The sequence below is a fragment of the Streptomyces sp. NPDC088785 genome (genome assembly GCF_044750685.1).
Classification (GTDB): Bacteria; Actinomycetota; Actinomycetes; order Streptomycetales; family Streptomycetaceae; genus Streptomyces.
Window position 1 is genome coordinate 358,857 of record NZ_JBIVKH010000001.1, and the last position, 18,159, is coordinate 377,015.

The window sequence follows — 18,159 nt, forward strand, 5'->3', positions numbered from 1 at the left end:
ACTCACGCAGCCGTCGTGCTCTGTGTGATCCCCCGGCGCCACCGGCCCTGATCCCGTGGCGTCAATTGCAGCACCGCCGTCCGTGCGGCGGCCAGTACGAAGCCTCGTACTCTTTCGGCGGCCCCCCAGCCACCGAGCCCCTCCCTCGGACTTTCTCCCGCCATTTTGCCTAGATCAATCGTTCCGGAACGGCCTTTCGAGAAAATCGGTGAAACGGATATCGCAGGGACCGGCCCGGAGCGGACGCGGAGCAGGCCGTGGCCCCACCTCACGCCTCCGCGGGCGGCCGCTCCCGCAGCGAGGTGAGGACGGCGAGGTGCTCGCGCACCGGCCCCGCCCGCTCGTCGCGCGCCGCACCGTCGCGCGACACCTCTCTCCGCAACGCCTCCGCCACCGTCTGCGCCGTCCCCGGCCGGTGCGGCCACTGCCAGACCAGCATTCGCACCGCCAGCTCCCGCAGGTCGGGATCGGCGTCCCGGCCCACCTGTTCACGGACCGCGGACTCCGCGTCCTCGTGACCCAGCAGCCACCGCCGGAAGGCCGCCTCCCGCGGATGCCCCCGGTCGCCGGCGGCCCGCTCGGCGAAGAGCGCCCGCACCTCCGCGTCCTGCGGATACCGTTCCCCGAGCAGGTCGAGGGCCGTGGCACGCGGCCGGGCGGCGGGGTCGTCGACGGCCCGCTCGATCAGCAGCCGGCGCACCTCCGGGTCCTGCGGCCACTGCGTGGCGAGCACCTGCAACGCGACCACCCGGGGATGCCGGTCCAGGTCGTGCACCGCCTGCTTCAGCAGCAGCGCCCGGGCCCGGCCGTCGCCGTCGGGCCACTGCCCGGCCAGCAACCGCAGCGCGGCGCCGCGCAGTTGGGGGTCCTCCTCCTCGACGGCGCGGGCCAGCAGCAGATCCGCGGCCCGCCCGTCGGTGAGTCGCCGGGCGGCGACGCTCTTCAGCGCCTCCAGGCGCGACGTCCTGTTGCGGTCGCGCTCCGCGTGATCCAGCAGCACGGCCGTCACCCGCTCGTCGTCGGGCCGGCGCTCGGCGAGCGTGCGCAGCAGGAGCATGCGCGGCTCGCCCCTCGGCTCCACCGCGGCCCTGTGCACCAGGAACGTCCATACGTCCGGGTCGTCGGCGCACCGGTCGACGAGCGCGCGCAGCGCGGCCCGGCGCACCGCGGGCTCGTCGTCCCGCACGGCGCGCTCCCGCAGCAGCCCGGGATCCAGGACGTCCTGCGGCCACCGCTCGGCCAGCAGCGTCAGCGCGGTGGAGCGGACCAGCGGGTACGGATCGTGGACGGCCCGCTCACGCAGGACGTCGGCCATGTGTGCCCGCGGCTCGTAGTGCTCGGCGACCATCCACAGCGCGCCGGCCCGCACGGCGCCGACCGTGGAGTCGAGCGCACGGTAGGCGAGTTCGCGCACCTCCTGGCGGTCGGCCCAGTGCTGTCCGAGGAGGCCGAAGGCCGTGCGCGCCACGTGGACGGACCGGGTGTTCCCGGCCTGCGCGCGGAGCACGTCGAGGGTGCGCTCGTCGTCCGCCCAGCGCTGGGCCAGGGCCGTCAGCGCGGCACCGCGGGCGTAGTCGCTGGTCTCGTCGGCGGCGCGGCGCAGCAGCAGCGCCCGTACCGGTTCCTCGCGCCACCAGTGCTCGCCCAGGACCTGCAACGCGGTGCGCCGCACCCGGTCGTCGCGGTCGACGACGGCCCGTTCGAGCACCAGTTCAAGGCTGCGGGGGCCCCACGGGCCCTGCTCGGCCAGCACCCGCAGGGCGGCGGCCCGGATGCCGCCGCCTTCGTGGAAGCGGGCCAGGGTGTGCAGCCGGGCGGGCTCCCCGTACAGATGGCAGGCCAGGTGCGCGGCGGCGGACTCCTCCGAGATGACCAGTCCACCGTCCTCGTAGAAGCGGTACTCGGGAACGAACTGCCCGCTCAGGTGGAACCAGCGCAGGTAGCGCTCCCGCCCCTCCCAGGAGTCGGGCAGCCCGGCCAGGACCGGTCCCAGCTCCCGCAGGCCGTCGCCGGAGCCGACCGTCAGAGCGGTGGTCAGCTCGTCGACGACCATCCTGCTCTGCGCGGCGAGCAGGTGCGGCCGGCCGCACTCGGCCAGACAGCGCGCCGCCAGGACGAGGACGCCGGGATCCGCGCTGCGGCGGTACAGGTCGAGCAGGTGCTCGATCATCGCCGCCGCCTCGTCGTCGTTGAGCTGACCGGCGAGCAGCAGCAGTACCTCGCGCCAGGAGGGGTCGGCGACGTGCGGGGTGACGACGTCACGCAGCAGGTCCCCTATGTCGGTCCAGCTGCGCCGGTCCCGGTAGCGGGCGACGATGTCCCGGGCCGCGAGGTACTCCAGGAAGGCCCGGTGGACGAAGCCGTACATGTCGCCGCCGTACCGCGCCAGGATGAAGTCGCGGCGCCACAGATGGGCGACGAGCGCCCGGGCCCCGGCCCGCACATCGGGTTCGGGCAGTCCGTGGCGCGCCAGGAACTCCCGGAACACGGCGTGGAGTTCGGCGCTGTGGATCTGGTTCCCGGCGATGCCGGAGCGGCCCTCCTGCATGCGGCAGGCCAGGAATTCGAGCAGGTCCATGCGCTCTTCGGGGCCCAGTACGTCGGCCACGGCGGGCGGCAGGATCTCGTCCAGGAGCTTGGCGTCGAGGTCCCAGTGCGCGACGAGCACGCTGACCGCGTGCGCGTAGACGCCCCGGCGGTGCCGGGGCAGCGAGCGGCGCCTGCCGATGATGGCCAGGATGGTCAGCAGCAGCGGGTTCCCGGCCAGCTCGCCGATCTGCCGGGAGCGGCGCAGCGCGCCGGTCAGCCGCCGGCTCAGCCGCTCGGCCGCCGCGAGGTCGTGCGGGCAGGCGATCGCGTACCAGCGCCGGACGAACGTCTCGATCTGCGCCGGATCGAGATCCTGGAGCAGGTGGTGGCCGAACCCGGCATCGTCCAGCACCGCGTCCTCGTAGCCGACGGTCCGGGAGGTGACGACGATCCGGGCCAGCGGGTTGGCCCGGGCGAACTCGGCGATCCGGCGCCCCATCTCCCGGCGCAGCCGCCGGTCGAAGATCTCGTCGAGCCCGTCGAGGACGAGCAGGGCCCGCCCCTGGTCCAGCAGGACGCGCAACACCTCGAACGGCACGCACAGCCCTTCCTCGCCGTGCAGATGACGCAACAGCTCCTCGAACCCGGCCTGGTGCCAACGGGTTTCCGCGAAGCGGCGCAGCTCGATGATGACGGGGAGGGTGCCGGCGAGGGCGTCGAGGGCCGTGGCCGTGGCCGTGGCCGGGGGGTGGCTGGCGGTGGCGGTGGTGATGGGGTGGGGCGGATCGTCGGCGGTGACGGGTCGGGGTGGTTCGCCGGTGGCGAGCAGGGTCAGTGCCACGTACCGGGCGACGGTGGACTTCCCCGAACCGGGGTCGCCGAGCAGGACGACGCAGCGGTTGCCCGGGGCGGCGAGCAGGGAGAGCACGGACTGGCGGTGCCGTCCCAGGTAGGCGGTGCGGCCGGGGGCGGAGAGCGGCGGCGGTCCCGACGGCTGTTCCTGACCCTGGTGTTCCTGGTGGTCTTGGTGGTCCTCGTGATCCTGGTGGCCCTCGCGGTCCGGTATCCGTCGGACCGGCCCTGCCGCAAGGCCCGCGGTGCGGGGTTCCGCTCGCACCAGAGGAGGGACGAACACGTCCTGGAGCCGGACGACCGGCTGTGCGTGCTGGTCGTCCAGCGGGGTGATCACGGCGAGGTCGAGGCGTCCGTAGGTCTCGCGTACGCGGTGCGCGTAGGTGCGGGTGGCGGCCTCGATCTCGGCCGGGGACGGCTGTTCGCGGGTCGCGCCGTGCGCCACGGTGACGAGGATGTTTCCGTCACCGGTGATGACGGGGCCGGCGTCCCCGGCGATCGCGGCGGACCGCTGGCCGTGGGCCAGGGAGGTGACGGTGGAGGTGGGGCGGGGGGCCGTTACGGGGAGGGGCGGTTGCGGCGCACTGCGGCTGTCCGTCCCCATGACGGCATCGGAGCCGGTGCCGATGGCGGTGTCGGGGCCGGTGACGGCGTCGGTGGCAGTGGCGGTGCCGATGTTCGTACCCGAGTCGGAGTCCGTGTCGATGACCCCGGTCGTGTCCGTGTCCGTGTCCGGGCCGGGGCGACGGAACAGTCCGGTCACGCGACGGGTCACGTGACGGGACGCGCGGCGTATCAAGAGTGCGTACCGTCCCCCGTGATGATCTCCTCGGCGTTGCCGCCCACCGCGGCGGAACGGTTTCCCGACGCCGACACGTCGGGGTTCGCGGGCGGGGGGACCACCGGGGGCGCCGGTGCCGAGGGAGGTGCAGGGGAGGGTGTCGCGGGCGGGAGCGGGACGGAGTCACCGGTGATCACACGCCCGGCGTTGCCGCCGACAGCGACGGCCCGTTCGCCGCTGGCGCCCACCGTGCCGTCGGTGGGACGGCCGCTGCGCACCAGGGTGAAAACGGACAAGGTGAGGCCGACCAGTGCGACGACTCCGCTGATCACGCTGGCGACGGCGCCCGCCGTCCCCAGATCAACCACGATCGCCACGACGATCAGGGCGACGATCGCGCCGGCGCAGAGGGCTCCCACGACCCAGGGCCATGACCGACGGGCGGGTGCAGGTACAGGAGTTGGTGCCATGGTGGCTCTTTCCCTGAAATAAGCCTTGTTTCCCGGCTTCGTCGCGCGGGCGCACCACTGTAGGGGCACTCTCCACCGTCGCGACAGTGACGGAGAGCAACTGCGAGGCCGTCCGTACCGATCCCGCGACCGAATACGACGGCGAGGGCGCTCGCCCGTCCACCATCAGCCGTACCTCACCCTCAGCCTCCGCCACCATCGACCCTCCGCCGCCCCGGCAGACCTCATCCTTTTCGGGATCAGGTCAAGGGAGTTGGCGAGTAACCGCCGCCGCTCGACGGAGGAGGGGCGGCCCACCGGGGGGGAAGAAACCAGGGCCTGCCTGCTGTCAGTGGCGGCTGGTTGTATGGCGCCATGAGCACTGCGCACGAGACCGCCACCCTCCTCCCCGACCCCGAGAACCTCCGCATCCGCGTACGTGCGCTGGCGGTCCTGGACGCCACGATCAGTGACGATCCACAGTTCTGCCGCTACTCCTACTCCACCGCCCGGGGGCCCGGCGAGGAAGTGGCCTTGATGGACAACGGCTCGGGAGACGACTTCTCCGTCCACTTCACCCCGGCGGGCGTGCTCATTCGCGGCTTCGACCACGAGTCGCCGATGAGCCCCTACACGACGGACGACGAGCAGGTCTGGCCCGGGGTCGTCGACGACGTGCCCGCCTCGCTGGCCCCGCTCCTGGCCGGACCCGCCTTCCACGACGAGGACATCGACGCGCCGCGCGTCACCGTCTGCCTGTGGCGGGAGACCGGCGACACGGTCTGGCACACCGGCTCGGCCATCGACTTCCCGCCCGGCAGCGACCCGGACGGTTCCGGCTTCCTCTTCCGCCTCCTCACGGACCGCTCCCCCGAGACCGTCCGAGCCGACTTCCAGGACTACTACGAGCGCCCCGTCCCTCTCGACGCCGTCCGCCACGTTCTCGCCGGCCGCCCTCTCACACCGGCGATCGCCGCGGCCCTCAACCCGAACGCCCTCCCGGACGACGCCTTGCCACACTGAGTCGCCGCGCACCCCGAGGCCGCCGCCCCGCCTCGCTGGCTCCGGCGAGTTCGACCTCACCCGCATCGACCCGATCTAGCCGATCGCCCTTCCCAACGGCCTTCCCGCGGACCCCGTCGCCGGGTGCGACGCGGGCGGCACCTACTACCTCGCGGTCCGGCTCTGCCCGTCGCCCATCGCCCCGCCCTCTCCACCGCCTCGGAGGACCGGGCCTCGTTGATCGCCGAGTCCGTCGCCGAGGTACTGACCCTCACCATCGCCCCCGCCGTCCGCGACCGCTTCCTCCCGTACGTACCCGATGAAGAGGGCTCGTCCTTCGAGCCCATGCTCGGCCTGCGTGCGCGCCGACCGAGAGTCCAAGCCCAAGCCGCGGCGATGACACGCCAGAGGCCCAGGTCCCCAGGCCGTGACATCTGGCCGCCCAGAAACGGGCAAGGGGCCGGCTCACGAAGAGCGGACCCCTTGCCACCTGCGTACTCGACACAACGCTGATTCGCAGCCTTGCGGTACTGAAACGGTCAGACGTTGAACCGGAACTCCACCACGTCCCCGTCCTGCATCACATAGTCCTTGCCCTCCATGCGGGCCTTCCCCGCCGAGCGGGCGTCCGCGACCGAGCCCGTTTCGACCAGGTCGTCGAAGGAGATGACCTCGGCCTTGATGAAGCCCTTCTGGAAGTCCGTGTGGATGACGCCGGCCGCCTCGGGGGCCGTGGCGCCCTTCTTGATGGTCCAGGCGCGGGATTCCTTGGGGCCGGCCGTCAGGTAGGTCTGGAGGCCGAGGGTGTTGAAGCCGACGCGGGCGAGGGTGGCGAGGCCGGGCTCCTCGGCGCCGACGGACTCCAGGAGTTCCATCGCGTCCTCCTCGTCGAGCTCGGCGAGGTCCGCCTCCAGCTTGGCGTTGAGGAAGATCGCCTCGGCGGGGGCCACCAGGGCGCGCTGCGCGTCCTTGAAGGTGTCGTCGGTCAGCTCGTCCTCGTCGACGTTGAACACGTAGAGGAACGGCTTGGTCGTGAGGAGGTGCAGGTCGTGGAGGAGTTCCTCGTTGCCGCTGCCCTGGACGATGCCCGCGGAGAAGAGCGTGTCGCCCTTCTCCAGGATCTCCTTCGCCGCCTCGACGGCCGCCACCTTGGGGACGACGTCCTTCTTGATGCGCGACTCCTTCTGGAGGCGCGGCAGGACCTTCTCGATGGTCTGGAGGTCGGCGAGGATCAGCTCGGTGTTGATCGTCTCGATGTCGTCCTTGGGCGAGACCTTGCCGTCGACGTGGACGACGTTCTCGTCCTTGAAGGCGCGGATGACCTGGCAGATCGCGTCGGACTCGCGGATGTTCGCCAGGAACTTGTTGCCCAGGCCCTCGCCCTCGGAGGCGCCGCGCACGATGCCCGCGATGTCGACGAAGTCGACGGTCGCCGGGAGGACCTTCTGCGAGGAGAAGATCTCGGCCAGCTTGGTGAGGCGGGTGTCCGGGACGCCCACCACGCCGACGTTGGGCTCGATCGTGGCGAACGGGTAGTTGGCCGCGAGCACGTCGTTCTTGGTCAGGGCGTTGAACAGGGTCGACTTGCCGACATTGGGCAGACCGACGATTCCGATCGTGAGCGACACGTTGCGACTTCCCGTACAGGAGGAGAGGTGTGGGCGGTCGTCCAGTCTACGGCCTCGGCACACCCGCCCCGGCGACGTATCGAACGCCCGAACCAACATCAGTCAAGCTTGGCTCAACCGCGTGTCCCACGGCGTATTGCGCACATAAGCCCACCTATGTTGGGCCTGTGGAGCAACACAGGACGCGTTCCCCGCAATCCCGCCCCCGCCGCGGCCGGGCCCCGCTGCCCCCACAGGCGCAGGGTGAGCCCGGTGACGGGCGTGCCGCCGTGCCCGCCGCCGAGTCGGCCGCCGTGTACCGGGCGGGCGGCGGCCCGGGCCGCCGGATGCCGCCGCTGGTGCGCGCGCTCCGCAGATTCCCGAACCCCCGGCTGACGGGCCTGGGCAGCGGGCTGTTCTGCGCGGCGTCGATGCTGGTGCTCGGGTTCCTCGACGGGGCGCTGTTCGGCGGCTCCGTCGCCGCGTACGGCGTGTTCTTCGTGCTGGTCAGCGGGCTCACCGCGGGCTGGGTGCGCAAGGCGGACCTGGTGACGGCGCCGGTCGCGGCCCCCATCGCGTTCGCCCTGGGCGCCTTCTTCGTCGGGGCCGGCGACGGGCTCAGCGGGCGCCTCGCGGGCCTGGTGACGACGCTGGCGACGAGCGCCGGCTGGCTGTACGGCGGCACACTCGTCGCCGGGCTCGTCGTCGCCGTACGGAAGGTACGGCTGATGGCGCGCAAGGCGGCCGTCCAGCGGCGGGCCGGGCAGCAGAACCGCCCGGAGCCGGCGCAGAAGGCACCGAAGCCGCGCCGCGCCTAGCCGGTCAGGCCGCGGGACGCCGACATCGCCGCGCCCACGATCCCCGCGTTGTTCTGGAGCTGCGCCGGGACGATCTCGGCCTTGATGCCCTCGATCAGCGGCACGAACTTGTCGGCCTTGCGGCTGATGCCGCCGCCGATGATGAACAGCTCGGGCGAGAACAGCATCTCCACGTGCGCGAGGTACTTGGTGACGCGCTTCGCCCAGTGCTCCCAGCTCAGGTCCTCGTCCTCGCGGGCCTTGGTGGAGGCCCGCTTCTCGGCGTCGTGACCGTGCAGCTCCAGGTGGCCCAGCTCCGTGTTGGGCACCAGGACGCCGTCGCTGAACAGGGCGCTGCCGATGCCCGTGCCGAAGGTGAGCAGCAGCACCGTGCCCTTGCGGTCGCGGCCGGCGCCGAACTGCATCTCGGCGACGCCGGCGGCGTCCGCGTCGTTCAGGATCGTCACCGGTAGCCCGTCGAGCTTCGCGCTCAGCAGGGCCCGGGCGTCCACGTCGACCCAGCTCTTGTCGACATTGGCCGCCGTGCGGACCGTCGCACCGCCGGTGACGACACCGGGGAACGTGATGCCCAGGCACGACGGCTCCGCGCCGAAGTGGTCGACGACCTCCTTGACCCCGTCGGCCACCGCGTCGGGGGTGGCCGGGTGCGGGGTCAGCACCTTGTACCGCTCCTCGGCGAGATCGCCGCGCTCCAGATCGACCGGAGCGCCCTTGATCCCTGATCCGCCGATGTCCACACCGAAGATCTCCATGTGCTCCACGTTACGACGGGAGACCCACGGTCACTTCCCGGAGCCGGAAATCCCGCTCTTCCCGCGCGCGTGGGCGATCCCGGTCCTCCCGCGCGCGTGGGCGCCGGTTCAGGTCCGGTCCGCGGCACCGTCCACCAGTGCGGCGGCCTCGGCGCGCAGGTCGCGGCGGAGTTCCTTGGGCAGCGAGAAGGTGATGGACTCCTCGGCGGCCTTGACGATCTCCACGTCGGCGAAGCCGCGCTGCGACAGGTACTCCAGGACCTCCTCGACGAGGACGTCCGGGACGGAGGCGCCGGAGGTGACGCCGACCGTGGCGACGCCGTCGAGCCACGTCTCGTCGATCTCGCTGGCGAAGTCCACGAGGTACGCGTCCTTCGCGCCGGCCAGCTTGGCGACCTCGACCAGGCGGACCGAGTTCGAGGAGTTGCGGGAGCCGACGACGATGACCAGGTCGGACTCGGCGCCCATCTGCTTCACGGCGAGCTGGCGGTTCTGCGTGGCGTAGCAGATGTCGTCGCTGGGCGGCGAGACGAGGCCGGGGAACTTGGTCTTCAGGGCGTCGACGGTCTCCATCGTCTCGTCGACGGACAGCGTGGTCTGGGAGAGCCAGACGACCTTCTCCGGGTCGCGGACCTCGACCTTGGCGACGTCCTCGGGGCCGTCGACCAGCGTGATGTGGTCGGGGGCCTCGCCGGAGGTGCCGATGACCTCCTCGTGGCCCTCGTGGCCGATCAGGAGGATGTCGAAGTCGTCGTTGGCGTAGCGGATCGCTTCTTTGTGGACCTTGGTGACGAGCGGGCAGGTCGCGTCGATGGTGGCGAGCCGGCCGCGCTCGGCCTCCGCGTGGACGGTCGGGGCGACGCCGTGCGCCGAGAACATCACGATCGAGCCCTCGGGGACCTCCTCCGTCTGTTCGACGAAGACGGCGCCCTTCCGCTCCAGGGTCTGCACGACGTACTTGTTGTGCACGATCTCGTGGCGGACATAGATCGGGGCCCCGTACTGCTCCAGGGCCTTCTCGACGGCGATCACGGCACGGTCCACACCGGCGCAGTAGCCACGGGGGGCGGCGAGCAGGACGCGGCGGGAGCCAGTCGTAGCAGTCATGCCCCCCATCGTAAGGCCGAGCCCAGGAGGCCAAAGATCGCCGGGCTGGGGAGACTGGTGGGGCCCGGGAGCCTGCCCGATCAACGGAGGCACGATGTCCGTACCAGCCGCGTCCGAAGTCCCCGGGACCCCCGAGGTCCCGGACGGCAAGCTCCGCCGGAACCTCGGCTTCCGTGACCTCGTCGTCTACGGGCTCCTGTTCATCGCCCCCATGGCGCCGGTCGGCATCTTCGGCACCCTGGACGCGAAGTCGCACGGCGCGGTCGCGCTCGTGTACCTGGTGGCGACGGTCGCGATGGCGTTCACCGCGTTCAGCTACGCCCAGATGGTGCGGGTCGCCCCGCGCGCGGGCTCCGTGTACGCCTACGCGCGCGTGGGGCTCGGGAAGGGGCCGGGGTTCATCGCGGGCTGGATGGCGATGCTCGACTATCTGCTGATCCCGGCGGTGGCGTACCTGTTCTCCGGGATCGCGATGAACTCGCTGGTGCCGGACGTGTCGCGGTGGGTGTGGACGGCGCTCGCGGTGGTGATCACGACGCTGCTCAACCTGTGGGGCGTACGGGCCGCCGCGCGGGTCGGTTTCGCGGTGCTGGCGCTGGAGATCGTGGTGCTGGTGGTCTTCATCGTGTCGGCGGTCGTGGTGCTGGCGACGGACGGCGCGCAGCGCGGCTGGCTGTCGCCGCTGACCGGGGACGGCACGCAGGGCGCGTTCGCGCTGTCGGCGGTGCTCGGCGCGGTGTCGGTGGCCGTGCTGTCGTACCTGGGCTTCGACGCCATCGCGACGTTCGCCGAGGAGGTCACCGGCGGGTCGGCGAAGGTGGCTCGGGCGGTGCTGTTCTGCCTGGTGCTGACCGGTGTGCTGTTCGTCGCGCAGACGTATCTGGCGGCGCTGCTCGAGCCGACGGCGTCGGCGCGGCTGGCGGCCGACCCGGCGCTCCAGGGTTCCGCGTTCTACGACACGGTGGACGCGTCGGTCGGCGGGTGGCTGCACGATCTGGTGGCGGTGAGCAAGGCGATCGGCGCGGCGTTCGCGGCGCTGGCCGGGCAGGCCGCGGCGGGCCGGCTGGTGTTCGCGATGGCCCGCGACCGGCGGCTGCCGAAGGCGCTGTCGCGCACGGACTCGGGGGTGCCGAGGGCCGCGCTGCTGGTGGCGGCGGTGATCACGCTGGTCGCGGCGGTCTGGGCGGCCCGCCGCGACGACGGGCTCGACCATCTGACGTCGGTCGTCGACATCGGCGCGCTGACGGCGTTCACGCTCCTCCACGCGAGCGTCGTGGGCTACTTCGCGGTCCGCCGCCGCGGCGGGCCGGTCAGCTGGTGGCGGCACCTGCTGGTCCCGGTGATCGGCGCGGCGATCGCGGTCGCGGTGATCGTGGAGGCGTCGGGCACGGCGCAGATCGTGGGCGCGGTCTGGCTGGTCGTCGGGCTGGTGGTGCTGGTGGTGCAGCGGGGGCGGGCGGCGGATCCGGTGTAGGTGGTTGGGGACGGTTCGGCGGGCGGCGGATCCGGTTGAGCCTGGCGCGTCCGGCCCAGCGCTACGGCCCGGCCCAGCCGGTTCACCCGGTCCGCCCGGTTCACCCGGTCCGCCCGGCGCGCCCGGCGCGCCCGGTGCTCCCGGTGCGCCCGGTGCTCCCGGTGCGCCCGGTGCTCCCGGTGCTCCCGGCGCGCCCGGTGCTCCCGGCGCGCCCGGTTCACCCGGTGCTCCCGGTTCACCCGGTTCGCCCGGTTCACCCGGCGCACCCGATCCGCCCGAACCGCCCGAACCGCCCGAACCAGGTCAGGCAGCCCGGTCGTGCCGGGCCGATCCGGTCGGGCCAGGCCGACCCCGCCGGGCCGGAGCTGCCCGTGACGTCAGCGGCGGTCGTTCCGGCGCAGTCGGCCGTAGGCCATGGCCCCGGCACCGGCGACGATCAGCGCCACCGCGATGCCGCCGATGACGGCGGTGCCTCTGCCGTCGGAGCCGGTGTGGGCGAGGGCCGGGCCGGTGGGCGTGGGGGCCGGGGGGCCGGGCGTGTGGGCCGGGGTCGGCGTGGCGGTCACGTCGACCGGCGTCCTCGTCGGCGTGGGCTTGGGCGTAGGGGTCTCCCTCGGCGGCGTGGGCGTGGGCGTAGGGCGCTCCCCCGGCGGCGTGGGGGTCGGCGTCCCCGAGCCCCCCGGCGGCGTGGGCGACTCCGATCCGCCGAGCGGCGTCCGCGACGGCGTCGGCGAGGTGCCGTCGTCGCACTCCACGGTCCCGTCGAACGGGTGGTAGTGCATCTCGCCCGCGTTTACCGCGGACCCGCCCACGGCCGCCGTCGACCCCTGGACGAGCGACCTGACGATGACGTCGCCCTCGATGTTGGCGGGGTCCAGGTCGATGAACTCGGCGCTCGGCGCGTAGATCGTGCCCTCGATCTCGTCGCCGTCGGGATTGGTGATCCGGGTCGCGTCCGGAAAGTCCCACAGGATGTGGTTCTGGGAGCCGCCGACCCCGGCCATGGTCGGCGCGTGCCAGGTGTAGTCGCCGCCCTCGGCGCGGGTGTCGACGACGACGATCAGCGGCGCGGCGGCCGTCGGCCGGTCGAGCAGGGTCAGGGTGGAGATGTTGTCGAGCATCGCGCCGGTGAGGTGCAGCACGTTGGTGCGGGCGGGGTTGAGCGCGATCTTGATCTGGGAGCCGGGCGCCACCGCGGCCTGGTCCGGGAGCGGGTCGCCGTTGCCGTCGCGCAGGACGACGTTCCCGGCGCAGCCCGCCATCCGCGCGGCCCGTTCCCGGTACGTGGTGAACAGCGCGGGGAAGTCCATCAGGTCCGCGGGGCCGACCTGCGCGGGGGTCTCGCGGGTGCCGAGTTCGATGCGCGGGGTGGTGTCGTAGCCGGCGCCGGCGCCGGCGGCGGTGACGCGGGTGGTGACCGCGGCGCCGTTGCCGTCGGTGTCCCGGGCCTGCCCGCCGGTCATGTCGCCGATCTTCACGTAGCCGTTCTGGAGGACCTTGAGGACCCCGGCCGGGCTGCTCCGGTCGTAGCGGACACGGCCGCCGACGAGCAGGGCCGTGGGCCGGGGGTCGCCGGGGGCGGTGAAGGAGCCGGCGGCGTTCAGGGAGACGTTGTACCCGGCGCCGAAGCTCAGGTCGCCGCCGACCGCGACGGGCCCCTCCGACTCGGTGCTGCCGAGGTGGGCGTCGCCCTCGGTGAGGACGCCGAAGCCGTTGCCGCCCGCGACGGGGTTGCCGACCGTGACGGGGGCGCGGGCCGCGGCGGCGGGCGCGGACCGGACGGGTGCCGCGGCCACCAGCAGGGCGCAGGCGCACACGGCGCCGGTCGCCGCCGCGGTCACCGGGACGGCCGTCCTGATCAGGTTCGTCATATCGATCGACCCTTTCGTCATATCGGTCGACGCTAAGGACGGCCGCCCGCGCGGGACGGCAGGTCGGGCCGGGGCGCGCTCAGGACAACCCGTGTGACCCACGGGCTGTCGGTCCCGGCGGCTACGCTCGCGGCATGGCTGTGAACACGTCCTCGGACACCCCGATCCCCGTCGGCGAGGTGTCCCGGCTGATCGGCGGATGGATCGACCGGCTCGGTGCCGTGTGGGTCGAGGGGCAGATCACGCAGCTGTCCCGGCGGCCCGGCGCCGGCGTCGTGTTCCTGACGCTGCGCGACCCGTCGCACGACATCTCGGTCTCGGTCACCTGCTACCGGCAGGTGTTCGACGCGGTGGCGGACGTGGTGCGCGAGGGCTCCCGGGTCGTCGTGCACGCGAAGCCGGAGTGGTACGCGCCGCGCGGCCAGCTGTCGCTGCGGGCCGGCGAGATCCGGCCGGTCGGCGTCGGCGAGCTGCTCGCGCGGCTGGAGCAGCTGAAGAGGTCGCTGGCGGCCGAGGGGCTGTTCGCGGCCGACCGCAAGAAGCCGCTGCCGTTCCTGCCGCAGCTCATCGGCCTGGTCTGCGGCCGTGCCTCGGCCGCCGAGCGCGACGTCCTGGAGAACGCGCGGCACCGCTGGCCCGCGGTCCGCTTCGAGGTGCGCAATGTGCCGGTGCAGGGCGTGCACGCGGTGCCGCAGGTCGTCCAGGCGGTCAAGGAGCTGGACGCGCTGGAGGAGGTCGACGTGATCGTCGTGGCGCGCGGCGGCGGCAGCGTGGAGGACCTGCTGCCGTTCTCGGACGAGCAGCTGGTCCGGGCGGTGGCGTCGTGCCGGACGCCGGTGGTGTCCGCGATCGGGCACGAGCCGGACAATCCCCTCCTCGACCACGTCGCCGACCTGCGGGCCTCGACGCCGACGGACGCCGCCAAGAAGGTGGTGCCGGACGTGGGCGAGGAGTACGAGCGGGTGCGGTTCCTGCGGGACCGGGCGCGGCGCAGCGTGGAGGCGTTCCTCGACCGGGAGGAGCGGGGTCTGGCGGCGGCGCTGGCCCGCCCGTCGATAGAGGACCCGCACCGCATGATCGACGACCGGGAGGCGCAGGTCACGGCGCTGGCCGAGCGGGGCCGCCGCACCCTCGGGCACCTCCTGGACCGCGCGGAGTCGGAGTTGTCGCACACGCACGCGCGCGTGGTCGCCCTCTCCCCCGCGGCCACCCTCAAGCGCGGCTACGCCGTGTTGCAGAAGCCCGACGGCCATGTGGTGCGCGGCCCGGCGGAGACGGCGGACGGCGAGGAGCTGCGGGCCCGGGTCGCCGAGGGCGAGTTCACCGTACGGGTCACCGGCGCCGTACGGGTCACCGGCGCCGTACGGGACACCGAGGCCGCACGGGACACCGAGGCCGCACGCGGCACGGACCCGGACACCGACACCGACACCGACACCGACACCGAGACCGAGACCGTGCGCGGCACGGACACCGAAGCGTGAGGACGGACGACAGCATGACCACGAAGGCGGCCGACGAGGCGCTCGGCTATGAGCAGGCGCGGGACGAACTGATCGAGGTCGTGCGGCGGCTGGAGGCCGGCGGCACGTCCCTGGAGGAGTCGCTCGCGCTGTGGGAGCGGGGCGAGGAGCTGGCGAAGGTCTGCCGGCGCTGGCTGGACGGGGCGCGGGCCCGGCTGGACGCGGCGCTGGCCGAGGAGGCCGCCACGGAGGGGGCCGCGGACGACGACTGACCGCGCGGGGCTCTTGTGAACAGGGTCACGAAGGTGTTTGTTGAAAGTTGAACCTCATCGGCGTAGTGTCTGAGCCGTCAGACGATCCGTACGAGAAGGTTGATCAATGTCCCTCGTTCTTGACTCCGCCGCCCAGGACCTGCTCTTCCGCGAGGCCCGCACCGCGAACACCTTCACCGACGAGCCGGTGACCGACGAGCAGGTCCAGGCGATCTACGACCTGGTCAAGTACGGCCCGACCGCCTTCAACCAGTCGCCGCTGCGCGTCACCCTGGTCCGCTCCCCCGAGGCCCGCGAGCGCCTGGTGAAGCACATGGCCGAGGGCAACCAGCCGAAGACCGCCTCGGCCCCGCTGGTCGCGATCCTCTCGGCGGACAACGAGTTCCACGAGGAGCTCCCGCAGCTGCTCCCGCACTTCCCGCAGGCCAAGGACGCGTTCTTCTCGGAGCGCCCGGTCCGCGAGCAGGCCGCGCTGGTCAACGCCACGCTCCAGGCCGGCTACTTCATCGTGGGCGTGCGCGCCGCCGGGCTCGCCGCGGGCCCGATGACCGGCTTCGACTTCGCCGGCGTCCAGAAGGAGTTCCTGGACGACGACCACACCCCGCTGATGATCGTGAACATCGGCAAGCCGGGCGACGACGCCTGGTTCCCGCGCTCCCCGCGCCTCTCGCTCGACCAGGTCATCACCACGGTCTGAGTCCGAGCCACGGACGCACCCCGCGCGAAGGCCCCGGCTCCCTGGAGGAGCCGGGGCCTTCGTGCGCGTGCACGGGGGTCGGTCAGGCCGAGGTGTCGCGTGCCATCTTCAGCGCGGTGGCCATCCTGGTCAGGCCGTCGAAGCCCGCCGTGCCGGTCACCACGGTGGTGGCGTTCTTCTGCCGCAGCACCAGGGCGTCGTACTTCTCGCCCTTGTAGCGCTGCCACCGCTCGCCGTTGATGGACTGCGCGCGGCTGGTCCGCTCGGCGCCCTGGCTCGCCTCGTCGATGAAGCGGGCCGGCTTGTCCGTCGACTGCTCCACGGCGACGTACTGGCCGTCGGGGTCGAGGAAGCCTAGGTGCCAGGCCTCGTTGCTCTCGCCGTCGTAGCGGACCGACGTCGGCTTCCACGACGCGGTGAGGCCCTCGGGGGCGGCCACCGGGTACGAGGCGGCGCGGCGGGCGGAGAGCAGCTCCACCCGGTAGTCCACGCGCTTGACCGGCGTCTCCTCGGAGTCGTCGTGCGGGACGAACACGTAGATCACACCCGCCGCCACGACACAGACACCCAGGGACAGCACCAGGCTGCCCACCGTCTTCTTGCCATTTCTTCCTGCCACCCGCCCATGGTCGCAGGCGGCCCGGCGATCTCCGCCGGGAGGTCCCGGTTCCCGGCCCGGTCCGCACACGGGCGCGCGAACCTGTCATGAACGTATCCGCTCATTCGTGGGGTGGTCTGCTCAGATTGTCGTACGGACGATAGAGTCAGGACACATCAACCCTCATCCGGCCGTCGTCGTATCCCGGCGAACCACACCAGAACGCCGGAACAGAAAGGTGCGTCTCGATGACCGAGCATCAGCAACACCAGCTGCCGTCCGAACTCGAGGTTCCTTCCGAGGCCCCCGACCGCAACCTCGCCCTGGAACTCGTCCGCGTCACCGAGGCGGCCGCCATGGCCGCCGGCCGCTGGGTCGGCCGCGGCGACAAGAACGGGGCGGACGGCGCCGCCGTGCGCGCCATGCGGACCCTCGTCTCCACCGTGTCGATGGACGGCGTCGTCGTCATCGGCGAGGGCGAGAAGGACGAGGCGCCGATGCTGTTCAACGGCGAGCGGGTCGGGGACGGGACCGGCGCCGAGTGCGACATCGCCGTCGACCCGATCGACGGCACGACGCTCTGCTCCAAGGGCATGCCGAACGCGATCGCGGTGCTCGCCGCGGCCGACCGCGGCACGATGTTCGACCCGTCGGCCGTCTTCTACATGGACAAGCTGGTCACCGGCCCGGAGGCCGCGGACTACGTGGACATCGACGCGCCCGTGTCGGTGAACATCCGGCGGGTCGCCAAGGCGAAGCGGGCCGCGCCCGAGGACGTCACCGTCGTCATCCTGGACCGGCCGCGCCACGAGGGCATGATCAAGGAGATCCGGGAGACGGGCGCGCGGATCAAGCTGATCTCCGACGGCGACGTGGCCGGTTCGATCCTCGCCGTGCGCGAGGGCACCGGCGTGGACCTGATGCTCGGCATCGGCGGCACGCCCGAGGGCATCATCTCGGCCTGCGCCATGAAGTGCCTGGGCGGCGTGATCCAGGGCAAGCTGTGGCCGAAGGACGACGCGGAGCGGCAGCGGGCGCTCGACGCCGGGCACGACCTGGACCGGGTGCTGTCCACCGACGACCTGGTCTCCGGGGAGAACGTGTTCTTCGTGGCCACCGGGATCACGGACGGGGAGCTGCTGCGCGGGGTGCGCTACCGCTCGGAGAGCGCGACCACGTCGTCCCTCGTCATGCGCTCGAAGTCCGGGACGATCCGGCAGATCGACTCGGAGCACCGGCTGAGCAAGCTGCGCGCCTACTCGGCGATCGACTTCGACCGGGCCAAGTAGGCGGACCCCGCCAAGGAGGCGGACCCCGCCGAGCAGGCGCGGCCGCGCCGTGCGGGAGGGCGCCCCGGGGCCCCGGGGCGCCCTTGCGCGCTAACCCGCCGCGGCGACCGGGCGGCCCGTGGACTTCAGCTCCACGTCACGCCGGCGCCTGCGGGCCAGGACGACGCGGCGCTCGGCTGCCGTCAGACCGCCCCAGACGCCGTACGGCTCGGGCTGGAGCAGGGCGTGCTCGCGGCACTCGACCAGGACCGGACAGCGGGCGCAGACCCGCTTGGCCGCCTCCTCGCGCGCGAGGCGCGCGGCCGTGGGCTCCTTGGACGGGGCGAAGAAGAGGCCCGCCTCGTCGCGCCTGCACACGGCCTCCGTGTGCCACGGTGCGTCCTGGTCCCGCACGGGCACCCGCTGCTGGGGTACGGCGGCGACCTGCAAGGACTGATGCGGCGGATGCAGCACGGTCTACTCCTGACGACGGCTTACGGCGGCTTTCGCGAGCTTCAGAGGCAACAGGGGTCGATCGGTAGACGATGCCCCAAGCTCTACCCGCTGTGTCGACGCCTATGCACTGAGTTCCGAAGCACGGAAGTTCCCGTGCGCGTAC

At 72.5% G+C, this 18,159-nt stretch carries 15 protein-coding genes; 7 read left to right on the forward strand and 8 right to left on the reverse strand.

What is annotated here, in order from left to right; translation table 11 throughout:
• Positions 1-268: 268 nt before the first annotated feature.
• Together ACIP5K_RS01565 and ACIP5K_RS01570 are read right to left on the reverse strand one after the other, a co-directional pair.
• A complete protein-coding gene (locus ACIP5K_RS01565) occupies positions 269-4,144 on the reverse strand; it encodes a HEAT repeat domain-containing protein (RefSeq protein WP_401403873.1) in 3,876 nt (1,291 codons plus the stop codon).
• A gap of 32 nt (positions 4,145-4,176) precedes the next feature.
• The gene (locus ACIP5K_RS01570; protein ID WP_401403875.1) at positions 4,177-4,581 is read right to left on the reverse strand and encodes a hypothetical protein; all 405 of its coding nucleotides are present in this window, start codon (positions 4,579-4,581) and stop codon (positions 4,177-4,179) included.
• Between the two features lie 405 nt (positions 4,582-4,986).
• Between ACIP5K_RS01570 and ACIP5K_RS01575 the strand changes: the two genes are divergently transcribed.
• A complete protein-coding gene (locus ACIP5K_RS01575; protein ID WP_401403877.1) occupies positions 4,987-5,634 on the forward strand; it encodes a hypothetical protein in 648 nt (215 codons plus the stop codon).
• Positions 5,635-6,152: 518 nt separating this feature from the next.
• On the opposite strand, the gene ychF is transcribed toward ACIP5K_RS01575, so the two are convergent.
• Positions 6,153-7,241 (reverse strand): redox-regulated ATPase YchF, encoded by a 1,089-nt coding sequence (gene ychF / locus ACIP5K_RS01580; RefSeq protein ID WP_401403879.1) that lies wholly within the window; start codon positions 7,239-7,241, stop codon positions 6,153-6,155.
• 167 nt (positions 7,242-7,408) lie between these two features.
• On the opposite strand from ychF, the gene ACIP5K_RS01585 reads away from it, so the two are divergent.
• Entirely contained in the window at positions 7,409-8,038 is a 630-nt protein-coding gene (locus tag ACIP5K_RS01585; protein WP_401403880.1) for a DUF6542 domain-containing protein, read from the forward strand.
• Here the strand turns inward: ACIP5K_RS01585 and ppgK are convergent.
• Together ppgK and ACIP5K_RS01595 are read right to left on the reverse strand one after the other, a co-directional pair.
• The gene (ppgK, locus tag ACIP5K_RS01590; protein ID WP_401403882.1) at positions 8,035-8,790 is read right to left on the reverse strand and encodes a polyphosphate--glucose phosphotransferase; all 756 of its coding nucleotides are present in this window, start codon (positions 8,788-8,790) and stop codon (positions 8,035-8,037) included. The two genes, ACIP5K_RS01585 and ppgK, sit on opposite strands and share 4 nt — an antisense overlap.
• Positions 8,791-8,898: 108 nt before the next feature.
• Positions 8,899-9,906, reverse strand: coding sequence for a 4-hydroxy-3-methylbut-2-enyl diphosphate reductase (locus tag ACIP5K_RS01595; protein ID WP_401403883.1), 1,008 nt, complete (start codon positions 9,904-9,906; stop codon positions 8,899-8,901).
• A gap of 85 nt (positions 9,907-9,991) precedes the next feature.
• Between ACIP5K_RS01595 and ACIP5K_RS01600 the strand changes: the two genes are divergently transcribed.
• Complete coding sequence (locus ACIP5K_RS01600; protein WP_401403885.1) at positions 9,992-11,371, forward strand: APC family permease; 1,380 nt, start codon at positions 9,992-9,994, stop codon at positions 11,369-11,371.
• A 377-nt stretch (positions 11,372-11,748) separates the two neighbouring features.
• Here ACIP5K_RS01600 and ACIP5K_RS01605 read toward each other — a convergent pair whose 3' ends face one another.
• A complete protein-coding gene (locus tag ACIP5K_RS01605) occupies positions 11,749-13,242 on the reverse strand; it encodes a collagen-binding domain-containing protein (protein ID WP_401403887.1) in 1,494 nt (497 codons plus the stop codon).
• 134 nt (positions 13,243-13,376) lie between these two features.
• Here ACIP5K_RS01605 and xseA point away from each other — a divergent pair, with 134 nt between their 5' ends.
• From xseA to ACIP5K_RS01620, 3 genes are all read left to right on the forward strand, one after another.
• Complete coding sequence (gene xseA, locus ACIP5K_RS01610) at positions 13,377-14,726, forward strand: exodeoxyribonuclease VII large subunit (protein ID WP_401403889.1); 1,350 nt, start codon at positions 13,377-13,379, stop codon at positions 14,724-14,726.
• A 14-nt stretch (positions 14,727-14,740) separates the two neighbouring features.
• Complete coding sequence (locus ACIP5K_RS01615) at positions 14,741-14,977, forward strand: exodeoxyribonuclease VII small subunit (protein WP_401403891.1); 237 nt, start codon at positions 14,741-14,743, stop codon at positions 14,975-14,977.
• Positions 14,978-15,083: 106 nt separating this feature from the next.
• Positions 15,084-15,674, forward strand: a complete 591-nt coding sequence (locus ACIP5K_RS01620) for a malonic semialdehyde reductase (protein ID WP_401403893.1) — start codon at positions 15,084-15,086, stop codon at positions 15,672-15,674.
• Between the two features lie 82 nt (positions 15,675-15,756).
• Here the strand turns inward: ACIP5K_RS01620 and ACIP5K_RS01625 are convergent, their stop codons facing one another.
• Entirely contained in the window at positions 15,757-16,293 is a 537-nt protein-coding gene (locus ACIP5K_RS01625; protein WP_401403895.1) for a DUF4245 domain-containing protein, read from the reverse strand.
• 227 nt (positions 16,294-16,520) lie between these two features.
• On the opposite strand from ACIP5K_RS01625, the gene glpX reads away from it, so the two are divergent.
• Positions 16,521-17,561, forward strand: a complete 1,041-nt coding sequence (gene glpX, locus ACIP5K_RS01630) for a class II fructose-bisphosphatase (RefSeq protein ID WP_401403897.1) — start codon at positions 16,521-16,523, stop codon at positions 17,559-17,561.
• 90 nt (positions 17,562-17,651) lie between these two features.
• Here the strand turns inward: glpX and ACIP5K_RS01635 are convergent, their stop codons facing one another.
• On the reverse strand, positions 17,652-18,014 hold the full coding sequence (locus ACIP5K_RS01635; protein ID WP_401403899.1) for a WhiB family transcriptional regulator: 363 nt from the start codon (positions 18,012-18,014) through the stop codon (positions 17,652-17,654).
• Positions 18,015-18,159: the final 145 nt, after the last annotated feature.

Excerpts from the sequence above, each read along its gene's own strand:
- ACIP5K_RS01575 (WP_401403877.1), top strand. The coding sequence starts at position 4,987 with ATGAGCACTGCGCACGAGACCGCCACCCTCCTCCCCGACCCCGAGAAC.
- ppgK (WP_401403882.1), bottom strand. The coding sequence starts at position 8,790 with ATGGAGATCTTCGGTGTGGACATCGGCGGATCAGGGATCAAGGGCGCT.
- ACIP5K_RS01595 (WP_401403883.1), bottom strand. The coding sequence starts at position 9,906 with ATGGGGGGCATGACTGCTACGACTGGCTCCCGCCGCGTCCTGCTCGCC.
- ACIP5K_RS01600 (WP_401403885.1), top strand. The coding sequence starts at position 9,992 with ATGTCCGTACCAGCCGCGTCCGAAGTCCCCGGGACCCCCGAGGTCCCG.
- ACIP5K_RS01605 (WP_401403887.1), bottom strand. The coding sequence starts at position 13,242 with ATGACGAACCTGATCAGGACGGCCGTCCCGGTGACCGCGGCGGCGACC.
- xseA (WP_401403889.1), top strand. The coding sequence starts at position 13,377 with ATGGCTGTGAACACGTCCTCGGACACCCCGATCCCCGTCGGCGAGGTG.
- ACIP5K_RS01615 (WP_401403891.1), top strand. The coding sequence starts at position 14,741 with ATGACCACGAAGGCGGCCGACGAGGCGCTCGGCTATGAGCAGGCGCGG.
- ACIP5K_RS01620 (WP_401403893.1), top strand. The coding sequence starts at position 15,084 with ATGTCCCTCGTTCTTGACTCCGCCGCCCAGGACCTGCTCTTCCGCGAG.
- glpX (WP_401403897.1), top strand. The coding sequence starts at position 16,521 with ATGACCGAGCATCAGCAACACCAGCTGCCGTCCGAACTCGAGGTTCCT.